This window comes from Shewanella waksmanii ATCC BAA-643 (assembly GCF_000518805.1).
Taxonomy (GTDB): Bacteria; Pseudomonadota; Gammaproteobacteria; order Enterobacterales; family Shewanellaceae; genus Shewanella; species Shewanella waksmanii.
The window spans coordinates 154,835-168,661 of the sequence record NZ_JAEH01000002.1 but is presented as its reverse complement, the minus strand read 5'-3'; the positions used below and the strand labels follow the sequence as shown (position 1 = coordinate 168,661).

At 38.7% G+C, this 13,827-nt stretch carries 15 protein-coding genes; all 15 read right to left on the bottom strand.

What is annotated here, in order from left to right; genetic code table 11:
- Window positions 1-25 precede the first annotated feature (25 nt).
- Window positions 26-766: a CmcI family methyltransferase gene (locus L865_RS22915; protein ID WP_051484399.1), complete on the bottom strand. Its 741-nt coding sequence runs from the start codon at window positions 764-766 to the stop codon at window positions 26-28.
- A 41-nt stretch (window positions 767-807) separates the two neighbouring features.
- On the bottom strand, window positions 808-1,713 hold the full coding sequence (locus L865_RS22910) for an NAD-dependent epimerase/dehydratase family protein (protein ID WP_051484398.1): 906 nt from the start codon (window positions 1,711-1,713) through the stop codon (window positions 808-810).
- Window positions 1,714-1,727: 14 nt separating this feature from the next.
- Window positions 1,728-2,411, bottom strand: a complete 684-nt coding sequence (locus tag L865_RS0102340) for a phosphoadenylyl-sulfate reductase (RefSeq protein WP_169732684.1) — start codon at window positions 2,409-2,411, stop codon at window positions 1,728-1,730.
- Between the two features lie 187 nt (window positions 2,412-2,598).
- Window positions 2,599-3,225 (bottom strand): glycosyltransferase, encoded by a 627-nt coding sequence (locus L865_RS0102335; protein ID WP_028771757.1) that lies wholly within the window; start codon window positions 3,223-3,225, stop codon window positions 2,599-2,601.
- 72 nt (window positions 3,226-3,297) lie between these two features.
- The gene (locus tag L865_RS0102330; RefSeq protein ID WP_028771756.1) at window positions 3,298-5,511 is read right to left on the bottom strand and encodes a glycosyltransferase family protein; all 2,214 of its coding nucleotides are present in this window, start codon (window positions 5,509-5,511) and stop codon (window positions 3,298-3,300) included.
- Window positions 5,512-5,568: 57 nt separating this feature from the next.
- Window positions 5,569-6,726: an NAD-dependent epimerase/dehydratase family protein gene (locus L865_RS0102325; RefSeq protein ID WP_028771755.1), complete on the bottom strand. Its 1,158-nt coding sequence runs from the start codon at window positions 6,724-6,726 to the stop codon at window positions 5,569-5,571.
- A gap of 56 nt (window positions 6,727-6,782) precedes the next feature.
- Window positions 6,783-7,697, bottom strand: coding sequence for an NAD-dependent epimerase/dehydratase family protein (locus L865_RS0102320; RefSeq protein ID WP_028771754.1), 915 nt, complete (start codon window positions 7,695-7,697; stop codon window positions 6,783-6,785).
- Window positions 7,698-7,728: 31 nt separating this feature from the next.
- Window positions 7,729-8,817 (bottom strand): dTDP-glucose 4,6-dehydratase, encoded by a 1,089-nt coding sequence (gene rfbB / locus L865_RS0102315; RefSeq protein WP_028771753.1) that lies wholly within the window; start codon window positions 8,815-8,817, stop codon window positions 7,729-7,731.
- The gene (rfbD, locus tag L865_RS0102310; RefSeq protein ID WP_028771752.1) at window positions 8,807-9,703 is read right to left on the bottom strand and encodes a dTDP-4-dehydrorhamnose reductase; all 897 of its coding nucleotides are present in this window, start codon (window positions 9,701-9,703) and stop codon (window positions 8,807-8,809) included. The genes rfbB and rfbD overlap by 11 nt, the downstream gene beginning before the upstream one ends.
- A gap of 3 nt (window positions 9,704-9,706) precedes the next feature.
- Complete coding sequence (gene rfbC / locus L865_RS0102305; protein WP_028771751.1) at window positions 9,707-10,255, bottom strand: dTDP-4-dehydrorhamnose 3,5-epimerase; 549 nt, start codon at window positions 10,253-10,255, stop codon at window positions 9,707-9,709.
- A 23-nt stretch (window positions 10,256-10,278) separates the two neighbouring features.
- On the bottom strand, window positions 10,279-11,160 hold the full coding sequence (gene rfbA / locus L865_RS0102300; RefSeq protein WP_028771750.1) for a glucose-1-phosphate thymidylyltransferase RfbA: 882 nt from the start codon (window positions 11,158-11,160) through the stop codon (window positions 10,279-10,281).
- A 1-nt stretch (window position 11,161) separates the two neighbouring features.
- Window positions 11,162-11,872: an ABC transporter ATP-binding protein gene (locus L865_RS0102295; RefSeq protein WP_028771749.1), complete on the bottom strand. Its 711-nt coding sequence runs from the start codon at window positions 11,870-11,872 to the stop codon at window positions 11,162-11,164.
- On the bottom strand, window positions 11,872-12,645 hold the full coding sequence (locus L865_RS22905) for an ABC transporter permease (protein ID WP_051484396.1): 774 nt from the start codon (window positions 12,643-12,645) through the stop codon (window positions 11,872-11,874). Before L865_RS22905 ends, L865_RS0102295 begins: the two co-directional genes overlap by 1 nt.
- A 1-nt stretch (window position 12,646) precedes the next feature.
- On the bottom strand, window positions 12,647-13,027 hold the full coding sequence (locus L865_RS0102285; protein ID WP_028771748.1) for a DUF2304 domain-containing protein: 381 nt from the start codon (window positions 13,025-13,027) through the stop codon (window positions 12,647-12,649).
- The gene (locus L865_RS0102280; protein ID WP_028771747.1) at window positions 13,020-13,748 is read right to left on the bottom strand and encodes a glycosyltransferase family 2 protein; all 729 of its coding nucleotides are present in this window, start codon (window positions 13,746-13,748) and stop codon (window positions 13,020-13,022) included. The genes L865_RS0102285 and L865_RS0102280 overlap by 8 nt, the downstream gene beginning before the upstream one ends.
- Window positions 13,749-13,827: the final 79 nt, after the last annotated feature.

Below are 13,827 nucleotides of genomic sequence, written 5' to 3'. Positions count from 1 at the left end.
TTCGTACCTTAGTGTTATACAACAACTAATTTTTTACTAAATAGCCGTTGGGGTTGAATGTGGCGTTGTACCCAAAGAAGTCCGTGAGCGATTCATCTATATGATAGACATCTGGATGAGCTTTAAAGAATTCATGTATTGCTTTATTAGGCCCACCACCATATCTATGATTCCCGCCCTGATCCTCAATAATGCCATCCTCCATGATTAAATACTCTCCCTTATCTAGCTTGTCGCTAAAGTACTCAAGAACCGCATAACACACATCAAAGGTATGAGCACTATCTTCTATGATAAGCCATGGCTTAGGGCAGGACTTTAACGCTTCATGCAACTCACTATCCTCGAGGTTTAATGCGTCTGCACGAATAAACTCCACTCGAGAATCAGATTGACTTTGAACATCACGAAAATCTACCGTTATCACCCGTGAGGAAATACCATACATATCGGCCAAATCGGCATAAAATAATGCACTTCCTCCTTGAAAAGAGCCAATTTCGACGATTGTTTTTGGCTTAACTTTATGTATTAACATCATATATAAAGCAAGATCTATGGGGCTTTTTAAACAAGGGATATCTTTATATTTATAGTTCATTACCCCTTTATGGTAATTCTTTAAAAAGTCTTTATTAAAACAAGACTTAAAATCTCTAGGAAAGGCTGGAGTTGAATAGTTATCATCAAGCAACACCTGTTGTGGTCGAACATCAGGGTTATCTTTATGTTTAGTCTCTACACTTTTATCGAAATTTTCTGTCATTATAATATTCCAGTAAGCAGCATAACCTTTCAGGCACCAGCTTAACGCATGTCCTGTTTAAGTAAACTTTCAAACTCTTCTACTAAGCTTGCTTTTGATTTACCTGAAGTATCCGCCGCTATAGTAAGTGTCCGATAAACCATTTCTTTATTTACGTGAATATACTCAGTTTCAAGCTTTAAATTGCATATCGCGGTAACGATATCATTCACACTCAAATTGAAATCAACATAATTCTGTGGTTTTAGATGTGATTCAGCAGTCATTAAAGAAAGAATTTTGCCAATAAGGTTAGGTAGGTATACAAATGGTCTCACCTGGTTGCCATCCCCATCAATTATAAGTCGCTCATGAATACTAGCATTAAAGCAAAACTTGTTAATCACTGAGTCAAATCGCATCGACAGTCCCTGACCGAAGACTGTGCCGATTCTAACGATTGCGAGATCTAGTTTTTCACCTAATCGACTCAACTGTTCTTCAGCCCTGAGCTTTGAGCGACCATAAGAACCAACTGGTATCGTGTCACTATTTTCAGTAAAAAATTCATCACCAAAACCATACACTGAGGTACTACTTAAAAAAATGACCTTGTTAATACTCTCGGTTGCTTCTATTGCGCTCACCAAAGAGGCCGTTCCCCAATGATTGACCTGCTCCATTAAATGAGGGTTTTCATCATTAAATGGTGTTGCTGATAACGCAGCTAAATGGACAACAACGGAGTAGCCCTTCAATGCTTGTTCTAATTTGCGGCCATCTAAGATATCCCCTCTGACAACGCTAAACCTTGGACCAAATTCTGACACCAGCGATAAAACATCAGCAAAGTTTGTTCTTGAGAAGTTATCATAAATACAAATATGGCAATCCGCATAAGCAGTTAATGCTTGTCTTGCGAGGTTTATGCCGATGTAGCCGGCGCCTCCTGATATGAAAATTTTCAACTTACTGTTCTTCCTTATTTTAACTCAGTATGCAGGCCACATTCATTCTTCTTCAAACCTTGCCAACGTCCAGAGCGCAAATCTGTTCCGCCACTATCAAGGTACCTCTCTGTACAAGGTATACAGCCAACACTTAAGTAGCCTTTAGACTCTAGCGGGTGTTCTGGTAAATGATATTTGCGACGGTACAAAAAAATATCCTTAGCTGTCCACTCGAGCATAGGATGGTAACGAATCAAACCATCTTTATTTTGTTCAAAACGTTGCTTCTGAGCACGAGTAGCACTCTGATCAGCTCTAATACCGCTTATCCATACATCATAACCTTGGTAAGCTTGTTGCAATGGCAAAACCTTATTCAGGCGACAACACAGTTCATTGTCTTCTGAAAACAAAAAGCGACCATTTTTATTGGTTTGTTCAAACAGAGTCTGCGACGGTTTTATTCTTATGACATTTAAGCCTAACTCTTTGGTCAACTGTTCAACAAACAGGTAGGTTTCTGGGAATAAGTAACCTGTATCCATAAACATCACAGGTATAGAAGCATCTACCCGAGAAATCATATGCAATAAAGGCAAGCTTTGTGTTTGAAAAGATGAAGTAATGAACAGCTTTTTCTGCTCTTTTTTCATTACCAATACTTCACTTTTCAATGCTTCATAACGAGAAATAAAAATATCTTCTTCGTTATTCAATTCAATATCCATAAAAACCTTTAAAACTTAGTCAAAGTTCAAATTAAAAAGTTGTTTTTTTTGTAAAAAAGTAAGTCCAACCATTAATTTTAGATAGTAATATTAAAACTAACCAATCCTATTACATCGGTATATAAGCCTTAACAGCCTTAATTTGAAGTAACACAGGTTCAATTAGCTCGTACAATTAATAATGAATTAACTCGCTATCACGCATCAATACGCCTCGTGAAGACGCTTTCATCGTTTGTGAACCTTCACGCCTACGTTTGAAATGCACAGTCTCTGCTGCAACAACATGAATAAAACCCGAATCAATTGTCTTACAATTCCAATGCCAATCTTCGTAGGCAAAGCCAATATCCATATCCCTCACACCATATGGACACTTGTCATAAATACTTCTATGACAAAAACACAGCGCATCCCAATAGTTACCTGCTCTTAAAAAATCACGATCAAACTCTGAGTCTCTTTGATCAACTTTCTTAATAATGTTGTTTGAACCTTCAAAAAACCAATTATATGCAGGGTGGACAATAAATTTCGTATCCTGTTTCGCTAACTCAAATGCCTCAACTAGCCAATTAAACGACCAAAGATCATCCCCATCGAGAAAAGCTATGTAATCACCCTTTGCTTTGGCGATTGCGGCATTTCTGACTAAGCCTTGATCGCCAAAATCAAACTCGAGTACTTGACCAATTTTTTCGTGGGAATTGATAATATCTTTGGTTAACTGATCTGGCCTATCGATACAAAATATCACTTCCACTTCTAAGCCGGTAGATCGCGCATGTTCAACCGCTTGCATAAGGCTATTAATACTTTCCCCGTTAACATACCTTCTCTATGGGCAGTAAAAATCGCACTGATGACATTTGAGCTATTTGACATGAGTTAATCCCTGTAATTTATTATTATAAAGTTCCATCGAATGCGCCGATAACACCTTTTCTTTCAACTTCAGCGCCTTATTAACCCCTAATTGCGGATTTTGTTGCAGCGCCTCAATTTCGGCGATGTACGCGTCTGGCACAAGATAATCATTAACCGGCCAAGCGTTATCCTTGTCTAATAAATCCGTTATCCCTTCTACATTTGCTGATATTAACGGGATTCCATAGTTGGCAATGTCTAACAAGATAGTTGGGATTCCATCCCATTCGGAGGTGTACAACCAAAAGTCACAATGAAGCAGCGGTAATTCGCTAAAGGATTCATACTCTCCCATGTACTTGAGGTTACTTGGCAAGTCGTCCAAATAATTTACTTTATCTAGCACCGCTTTACCCCAAAACCAAATCTCTAAATCTGGTTTGGTCTTGGCAATATCTAACACTATATCGAAGCGCTTTTGTCTATCTAAACGACCTGCCCAAAAAGCAACTTGTCTGTGCGAAGCTTGCCCTTTGGTGATATCTGCTCGAGTTTTAGCTTGAACAAAATCTACTTCACCACTGACTAATGGGGAGTGCAAAGTAATAATTTTATCTGCAAATTTTCCGGACAAAGCATGTTGTTCAATAAAAGAGTTCCGTAAAAAGTCACTATCGACAAAAATATTCTTCAAGCATGGGAATGTTGAACAGAAGTACATCTCTGGATAACCTACTTTCTTTCCGTCCATATTCCTGTCTTTACAGAAGTAATAACTATATAAGTCAATACTTTCCTTCAGTTGGTTACCATATTTTTCAATGATATCCCACCCCAATCGACTATTTACGTTATAAAAGTTATTGACTTTAACGCCTCTTAAAAGCTCGACGAGTAGTTTTTTTCTAGTCTCTGCACCTAAATGGCTACATAACTCAAAAAAGTTTAAGCTGTCTATACCCGATGGGAACCAATCAGGCTTTTGCATTTCATGACCATCTGTTCTAACTAATAGCAATTCAGAAGGTTTATATATCGTCGCTAAGGCATGGCATAAGTTAGCCGCCACTCTTGCTGCACCGCTCATGCGGCAGTGGGGAATAGCCACTATGGCTTTATATCGCTTCTTTGAAAGTGACATTTGCAGCTGCTTGGAAGCGAGGTAAAAGTCGTTGGCAGCGTGTTTTAACCCTGGGTATACCAACTCCCTAGTGACAGGCTTATTATTAATCCCGGGCTCTATTTCTTCTGCCCTTCTGAGAATTTCTTTAAAGCAATCAGTATTAAACTGATTTAATGCATTTTGCTCTATTTGGGTAATAGTCTGCAGCGGCGTCTCTCCATCACTTTTAGATAAATGGTTAGTAATAATATCAGGGTGAAATGCGGTTTCGTGACTGCCAAATGTAAGGTAATGAAGCACCGCAGACTCTTTGCTTGGAAGTCCGTTTGCTCTCAGATAGTAACGCGAATGGAAATTGGCATTAAACTGCCTATTTTCAAATACACCATGACAAACAAAGTGACTAGAAAAACTGAGTTTTTTCGCCTTTTTCAAATCACTATTGAGATCTTTATACAGTTCTGTGCCTAATAGCTCACAACAGTTAACATCAAAAAAGTTACCAATTAACAACCAATGGATGAACAAATATTCATCACTCAAGGGGACACTACCAAAATATCTTTCAAGATTTTTTCTATAAAATTGAGCATTAAAAGCTGGAGTAGCACTTACCCCTTTTTCTAACGATTCATTGATATAATGGTTGACCGCAGCAGCCTTATTATTAAAACTACAGTCTGTTATTTTTTCATAGTATGGTTGATAAAATATTTTATCAATGTAAGGCCGAATAGACTTTTTAAAGGTGTCAAAGTTAAGCACACCAATAAACAAGGAAGGAACATATAAATGAATCAACTTCAATTTAGTTGCAAATCCAAATAATTTGTTAATTTCTATAAGAGTGTCCTCTACTTGCTTAGAACCATATCGTTCTTCATACACACCATATTTTAAGTAATGTTCAAAAGGTGATATATCACTAGCTGCAACATCGCTATTCTTAACTAAATAATGCTCTTCGCAAAAGCTTAAAAGCTCTCCATTGTTACTATCTTCAACATTCCCTATATATTTTGACAAATCATATTCACACGCCAATTCCATTACAGATTCGTCTTTATCTTTATCTTTTATCGCTTTTTTAAAAAACATATACTTGTCTTCTTAAAAATAGCGGCAAACAAAGTTGCCGCTAGTCATTAATCTAAATTACCACTTTGAAACACACGGGATTTTACTTCTATCACACCTTTCAGCATATTTTTGAGCAATTTCCCTAACCTCTTCCAACAAGCCAGTTTCTAACTTAGTAGGATTAAGTCCTAACGATAAAAAGCTCTCATTTGACACGTGCAACTCGTTTTCGTCAGCTTCTTTACGAGGGTTGTTAAGATTTTGAACTTCCGCATCAGTTAACTTGGCAATCATATTGGCCAAATCTCTAACGCGATGAGTTTCAGTCATTTGATTTCGAATCGTTACTCGGTCCCCTTTTGCTGGTGGATTATTAATTGCCAACTCAATACATTTGCAAGTGTCAGAAATATGAATAAACGCACGAGTCTGTCCGCCAGTCCCATGTACAGTTAACGGATAATCAACCGCTGCCTGCATCAAGAATCGATTTAATACTGTTCCATAGTCACCATCATAATCGAAACGGTTCAACAGTCTTTCATCTAATTTGGTTTCGTCAGTTTGAGTACCCCAAACGATTCCTTGGTGAAGGTCAGTGACTCTAATTTGATCATTCTTATTATAGAATTGGAAAAGTAACTGATCCTGTGTCTTAGTCATATGATAGATAGAGCCAGGGTTAACTGGGTATAAAATCTCTTTCTGTACATTTTCAGCTGAATCACTAGGTATCTCGATGTTTAAATACCCTTCAGGAATCGCCATACCGGCTGTACCGTATCCATAAACCCCCATAGTACCTAGGTGTACAATATGAGTATCTAATTTTAAATCAGCAACAATAGCTAAAACATTGTTGGTGGCATTCAAGTTGTTATCGACAGTGTACACTTTATGCGCAGCAGTTTTCATTGAGTACGGAGCTGCACGCTGCTCAGCAAAATGAACGATTGCATCTGGTTGATAGTCTTTGATGATAGCGTGTAAACGATCAAACTCTTTAGCAACGTTAACGTATTCAAACTCTATCGTTTTACCGCTAACTTCTTTCCACGCATCAAGTCTAACTTGTATTGAGCTAATGGGAGTTAGCGAGTCAACACTAAGTTCATTATCAATATTACGTCTTGATAGATTATCAATGATTAAAACGTCATGACCTTTATTAGATAAGTACAATGCTGTTGGCCAACCACAGAAACCATCACCACCTGCTACGATTATTTTCAAAACTTTACTCCTTTATATAACAAAAGCCTTAAACTAGTTCTTTAAGGTCTAAATATTTATTGCATCAGCTTTTTTTTAAGTGTTTTCTTTACAATATCTTTTATTGATAATGAGGCTCTCCAATCAAAGTCTCGTTGAAATTTTTCACAATTCAACACAGAATACTCAGGATCAACATCGCGCCTATTCTTAAATACTTTGCCTACTTTTTTACCATAGGCAGTTTCAATTTCACCTATTAATTCTAACGTTGATGTCGCGACACCTGAACCTACATTCCAGACCCCGTAGGTAAAGCTACCATTAATGACTTTGTAAATGGCAAAAGAAAGTTCATCAGCGTCAACATAGTCTCTGCATTCATGACCAGAACCAAAGACAATCAGCTCACTATCATTTTGTAATGCGTTATATGTCACATTGAATAGACCTTGCTTTAAGCCCTGTTGCCATTTCCCAATAGGGTTAGACACGCGCAGTATCGCTACAGGCGTGTTCTTACTCCGGCTTAAATACTCAAGACTTTGCTCTGTCAGATACTTTCCGAAAGCGTAAGCACTGACTGGCTTGGGTATCATCGACTCCTTCGCTCTTTCAGTCAATTCATTGCCGTAAACTTGACCCCCACTGGACAAATAGATCACTTTTAGGTCTCTATTTGCATCAGTTAACTTATCAATGAGGTCTATGGCTGGAGTGACCGTATATTGGAGCTCCTTCATAATAGCACCAGTACTTGGTACTGAAGAAGATGCCATATATATGACTGCTTCAACTTTATCAGACAAAATTTGTAAATCTGATGAAGATAGAGAGTCAATTAGATGGTATTCGACATCTCGCCACTCTTCCTCTGGGCGATTTTTTGCTATAACTATGGGTGAAATACATGTTGTTTTTAGATAAGAGATCAGATGTTTACCTAAAAAACCAAATCCACCAACAAGTAGAACAGACCTTTCATACTGCATAATCTAGCCTTTAAATCCTATCTTCCATGATTTAGTTTCTCTCCAATATTTCTTCCCACCATCGACTATTTTCCAAGTACCAAGCAATGGTTTTTTCAATTCCTGACTCAAAAGACTCTACAGGCTTGTACCCCAATTCTAACGTGGTTTTAGTCGCATCGATAGCATAACGCCTGTCATGTCCGGCCCTATCTTCGACGTAAGTAATCAAATTAGCAGACTCACCTTCAATGGCGCTTAACGCGGTAGGATAAGTTGACTGTAATTCCGGTTTATCGCGGAAAAGTAGGTCTATTTTTGCACATATCAGTTTTACGATATCTAGATTCGCCCATTCATTATGGCCGCCAATGTTATAATTCTCTCCAACTATACCTTTATCGAGTACCTTCTCAATGCCGCGGGCATGATCTTCTACATACAGCCAATCTCGTACTTGCTGGCCATCTCCGTATATAGGTATTGGTAAATTTTGAAGAACATTGGTAATAATCAGGGGAATTAACTTTTCAGGAAAGTGATAAGGTCCATAATTGTTAGAACAATTGGAAGTCGTCACCGCCATACCATAGGTATGATGATAGGCTCTCACCAAATGATCGCTTGCAGCTTTAGAAGCGGAATAGGGAGAGTTCGGCGCATAAGCAGTGTCTTCGGTAAAAGCAGGGGCATTTGGCTCAAGAGTACCATACACTTCGTCTGTAGAGACGTGGTGAAATCTATGAGAGATGGCACTACGATTGTCAGCTTTGGGCTCATCGATCCATACTTTTTTCGCGGCTTTAAGTAACGAATAAGTGCCTATGATATTTGTTTCAATAAATGCGTCTGGGCCAGATATTGAGCGATCCACGTGGGATTCTGCGGCAAAATGAACGATTACATCTAACTTTTTCACTCGAAGAGTTCGCTCTACAAGCTCGGTATCACATATATCACCATGAATAAACTCGTAGTTATCGTTATTTTCAACAAGTTTTAGGCTACTTATATTTCCTGCATAAGTTAATGCATCTAACACTACCACTTTATCATTAGGATGGTTTTTCAACCAATAATGTACGAAGTTTGCTCCAATAAAGCCGGCACCACCCGTTACAAGTAGTCTTTTACTTTCCATCTTTTACCCTAGTTTGATTTTTCAAAGAAACTAGCATCCGTTCTAACTGTAGCTGCCAGTGAACTCTTCTAGTCCCAGTGAGAGTTTCTATATCACCTTGATCCAACACACTATAATTTGGCCTTGAAGCAGGTGTGGGGAATGAATCTCCAAGTATCGGGGATATCGGTATCGCTGTTTCCAACATGCCATATTTAAGCGCAATGGATTGAATAGCAACAGCGAAGTCATACTTACTTGCTACACCCGCATCGGTCCAGTGCAACAGAGTACCATCAATTTTCTCTGGACTATTCGCTAACTGCCAGAGAACTTCAGCAAAGCCTCGTGCCCAAGTTGGAGAAGCAACTTGATCCACAACAATATTGAGCATGTCTTTACTGCGGAACAAGCCTAACATAGTTTTGACAAAATTATCACCATGCACAGAATAAAGCCCTGAGGTCCTGATGACTAAATTATTAGTCGGTAAAATACGCTGAATTGCTAACTCGCCGGCCAACTTACTTTTACCATAAATACTTGTAGGTGCGGGCTTATCAGTTGTTAAATAAGGCGTTGACTTTTGTCCGCTAAAAACAAAATCTGTTGAAACATGAATCAGTTTACAATTAAATTTTTTACATACTTTGGCTAAGTTCTCGCAACCTGTAAGGTTAACCAGATAAGCGGCATACTGTTCTGCCTCAGCTTTGTCAACCGCAGTATAAGCGGCACAATTGATAATAACCTCAGGTCTCTCATAACTAACTTTTTCGTCGAGACTATTCATATCAGCAACATCCAGCTGATTAGAATCTAAAAAGGTGGCTCGAACACTTGAAGGCGTCAACTTTGCGAGTTCAAACCCTAGCTGACCATTCTTTCCAATAACTAAGACTTTCATATTTTAATCGAGTTTTGGCGCTTGTAAAAAGCTTACAGCAAGTTTATCTTTAGCAGACATAATCGGTTCGTCACCCTGAGAAATTGGCCATTTAATTGCGAGTTCTGCATCATTCCAAGCCAAAGACACTTCTGCGTTGGGGTTATATACATCAGTACATTTATACACAAGCTCAGCAATATCAGATGTTACATAAAACCCGTGAGCAAAACCTTCAGGTACCCATAACTGTCGTTTATTGACGTCAGATAAGGTTACACCGACCCAATTTCCGAATGTCTTCGAATCTTGCCTCATATCTACAGCGACATCGAAAACTTCGCCCCTAACAACACGAACTAATTTTCCTTGAGTGTTTTGAGTTTGATAGTGCAGTCCCCTTAGTATGCCCTTCGTAGACATACTATGGTTTTCCTGTACAAACAGCCTAGTGCCGCAGTGTTTATTAAAAGTTTCAGAGCGAAAAGTTTCCATAAAAAAGCCGCGCTCGCCTCCAAAGACAGTAGGCTCTATTATTTTTACATCGGCAATACTCGTGCTTATGAATTTCATAAATCTATATATTTAAATGATAATTAAAACAGCTTTTGCTCTAAAAGATTCAAAAGATATTGACCGTATCCAGACTTTTTCAAAGGCATGGCTAATTCACGAAGCTCTTGGTCGCTAATATATCCCATTCTAAATGCTATTTCTTCCGGACAATTAACTTTTAACCCTTGGCGCTTCTCAATGGTCTCGATAAATTGCGACGCTTGCAACAGACTGTCATGAGTTCCGGTATCTAGCCATGCGGTTCCTCTACCCATAATTTCAACACTAAGCGACTCATGTCTTAAATATTGCTCAATCACATCGGTTATCTCAAGCTCCCCTCTAGCTGATGGTTTAACATATTTTGCAAAATCAACGACTTGACTATCAAAAAAATACAGCCCTGGCAAAGCATAGTTTGACTTGGGTACCTCAGGTTTCTCTTCAATCGATACAACTGTACCATTTGCATCAAATTCCACTACTCCATAGGCAGACGGTTCGGCAACATGGTACCCAAATACCGTTGCACCGTGGATAACTCGATTCGCTCTTTGTAGCGTTTGAGGTAGTTCGTGCCCATAAAATAAATTATCACCTAAAACTAAAGCAGCGCTGGCGCTTTGCAGGAAATCTTCAGCTAAAATGAAAGCCTGTGCAAGACCATCGGGCGAAGGTTGGGCAACATAATCAAATCGAACTCCCCAACTACTGCCATCGCCTAACAATTCCTGAAATCGCGGCAACTCTACTGCTGTTGCGATAATCAATATTTCTCTAATCCCCGCACTCATTAGTGTAGAGATGGGATAATAGATCATGGGTTTATCATAAACAGGCATCAGCTGTTTACTGACCACTTGCGTAAGCGGATAAAGTCGCGTTCCTGACCCCCCAGCTAAAACAATTCCTTTTCTATTCATATTAAATCTTCACTTGTTCCTGTTCGGTATCTAAGTACTTAGCCATAACTTCTTTCGTTGGACCTACGGTGATAGTTTTGCCTTTTTCTAACCATAAGCAACGACTACATAACTTGTTGATCTGTTGAATACTATGTGACACAAAAATAACGGTTTGGTCGCCTGAAATTTTCTTAAGTAGAGCATTTTCAGCTTTCTGTTTGAAAGCGTTGTCTCCAACACTTAAGGTTTCGTCAATTAATAGAATATCAACTTTAGCCAATACAGCGGATGCAAAACCTAACCGACTCCTCATCCCTGAAGAGTAAGTTTTTACGGGTTGGTCAAAAAACTGTCCTAACTCTGAAAATTCACCTATTTGCTGAACCAATGGGATTGCTTCTTTTTGCGTATAACCATTGAGCATACAGCTAATCAGCGCATTATCACGACCACTAAGATTGTTATTAAATCCAAGGCCGAGTGCTAATAGCGAACGAGTAACAGACGGTTCACAAACTACTTGTCCACTATCAGGTGTTAATGTTCCAGCTAACAACTTCAATAATGACGATTTGCCTGAACCATTTCGACCCAGAATACCGAACACCTCTCCTCGACCGATCTGAAAGCTAACATCATCTATCGCTTTATGCGTAAACTGCTTAAGAAAGCCTGTACGACTTTGATATTCAAGAGTAACCGACTCAGCTGACAAGATAACATCAGACATTACATAAACACCCTTCTAGTCAACAGGCCATCAAACTTTTTCAGCGCTCCAAAACCGATAAAATTAAGACCAAGGGATATAGCTAAAGCTGGTAAGAAGGCTAAAAAGTTTAGTACTTGTCCATGCATTAAGACCTGACGATAGCCATCGATAATGACCGCCATAGGGTTAAATAACAAAATCATTTTTTGCAAATGTGGATCAGCAATATCGCCAATGCTCCAAAATATGCCCGAACAAAACATCATCCCCATCATAAACATCTGCACAATCAATCTAAAATCGGGAAGATAGGTAACAAACAATGTAAAACAGCTACCTAGACCACATATCAACAAGTACTGAAGCAATATCAGCGGTATCATTTGCCACCACAAACCAAAGTCGTTATAGCCGCTAAAAATAACGTAAAGCATGAGCACACTGAAAGTTACTACTTGCTGGTATGCTGCTTCGTTAATATTCACTAACGGAAAAACGAATTTAGGTATTGCCCTTTGGTTAATTAGCCCCCTGTTTTCAATTAGCGCATTAGCAGCTGAAGTGACACTCTTTGAAAACCAGAGAAAAGGTATTTTTCCGATAATAAGAAAAATAAGAAAATCTTCCCGTCCTCTATGTAACAAAAACTTAAAGACGAAATAAAACATCAATACAAAAAGTAGTGGCTCCAAAATCCACCACACATAACTCAGTACTAGGGCGTTCGCTTTAGACTTAAGTTTCATTCTTGCCATAAGGTGGATAAGTGGGAAGTACTGAAAAAAAGTCATATTAACCTTTTACGCTCCCTTTTTTTAGACCATCGTTATTATCAGTATTTTGATTGATCTTTTGCTCTAACATAGCCACCCGTTGAACTAGCCTTTCAAGCTTGATCCGATCTTTAGTTCGCTGTATATCATTAAGCGGTGCTTTAAAAAGTAAGATCATACAGGCAAATAATACTGGCAGTATTGGTGGATAGCTTATACCTAAAAATTTAGCTGCAATATCGGATAGTTGAGGAAACACGCCTAATATAAGAATAAGTATGGATAGTAATGTCCAGCGCAAAGCGGAACCCGGAAGTATGGTATCTCTCCTAACCAAAACAAAAGCAGTTATAAAGAATATGACGGCTATGATAGCGGAAAAAATTTGATAATTATGCATTGTTAGTTTTTTCTAAATTATGATGGGAACTCACATCAGCCAAGCGATGATTTTTTCGGATTTTGCTGAGACAGAGTAATGTGGTATGTGCCATATAGAAAGCGACGGCCCACCAAGAATGAAAGATTCTTGATATGCCATCCTGCCGAGGCTTCATAGCAACTTTTAATTCTGTAAACGTCAAGCCATAACTTTTTAGCATCAAGAGTACACCAACGTCTTGATACTCCAATAAGGTAGCCTGCTTACTACTCAAAACTGAGATAGCGTCCTTGTTATATATTCGCAACCCCGAAGTGATATCGAACACTTTAATGCCGGAGAGCAAACGAAAAAATCGCCATGCAATATGCCTAGCCAAGCTACCTCTTTGGGTACAAGAACCGATGACTACATCTGACCCAGTAAGAAGCTTGTGTTTTATTAACTTAGGGATGGTAGCAGGTATGTGTTGACCATCGGCATCGAAGGTTACTACCCTGTCATAACCATGGGTATAACAAAATCGAATACCTGTTTGCATCGCCTTCCAAGCGCCCAAATTACTCGATAAAGTCAGTAATACAACTCCTGGAAAACGCTTAACTTCTGCGCCGGTACCATCAACGCTGCCATCGTCAACAACTACTACGTCAAATTCTGATAACTGTTCTAGTGACTTTAATACGCTAGCTATCGTCTTTACTTCATTAAATGCTGGAATTACAATAGCTTGTTTCATTGTTCACTAATCTACCTGACGACCAACACATCTTCTATGCTTGGAATTAAACATAATAATCGATTATATCAAGCTTATT

What these genes read in the sequence shown, in the direction of transcription:
- L865_RS22915 (WP_051484399.1), bottom strand. Translation starts at nt 766, where the DNA reads ATGACAGAAAATTTCGATAAAAGTGTAGAGACTAAACATAAAGATAAC.
- L865_RS0102335 (WP_028771757.1), bottom strand. Translation starts at nt 3,225, where the DNA reads ATGCAAGCGGTTGAACATGCGCGATCTACCGGCTTAGAAGTGGAAGTG.
- L865_RS0102330 (WP_028771756.1), bottom strand. Translation starts at nt 5,511, where the DNA reads ATGTTTTTTAAAAAAGCGATAAAAGATAAAGATAAAGACGAATCTGTA.
- L865_RS0102320 (WP_028771754.1), bottom strand. Translation starts at nt 7,697, where the DNA reads ATGCAGTATGAAAGGTCTGTTCTACTTGTTGGTGGATTTGGTTTTTTA.
- rfbB (WP_028771753.1), bottom strand. Translation starts at nt 8,817, where the DNA reads ATGGAAAGTAAAAGACTACTTGTAACGGGTGGTGCCGGCTTTATTGGA.
- rfbD (WP_028771752.1), bottom strand. Translation starts at nt 9,703, where the DNA reads ATGAAAGTCTTAGTTATTGGAAAGAATGGTCAGCTAGGGTTTGAACTC.
- rfbC (WP_028771751.1), bottom strand. Translation starts at nt 10,255, where the DNA reads ATGAAATTCATAAGCACGAGTATTGCCGATGTAAAAATAATAGAGCCT.
- rfbA (WP_028771750.1), bottom strand. Translation starts at nt 11,160, where the DNA reads ATGAATAGAAAAGGAATTGTTTTAGCTGGGGGGTCAGGAACGCGACTT.
- L865_RS0102295 (WP_028771749.1), bottom strand. Translation starts at nt 11,872, where the DNA reads ATGTCTGATGTTATCTTGTCAGCTGAGTCGGTTACTCTTGAATATCAA.
- L865_RS22905 (WP_051484396.1), bottom strand. Translation starts at nt 12,645, where the DNA reads ATGACTTTTTTTCAGTACTTCCCACTTATCCACCTTATGGCAAGAATG.
- L865_RS0102285 (WP_028771748.1), bottom strand. Translation starts at nt 13,027, where the DNA reads ATGCATAATTATCAAATTTTTTCCGCTATCATAGCCGTCATATTCTTT.
- L865_RS0102280 (WP_028771747.1), bottom strand. Translation starts at nt 13,748, where the DNA reads ATGAAACAAGCTATTGTAATTCCAGCATTTAATGAAGTAAAGACGATA.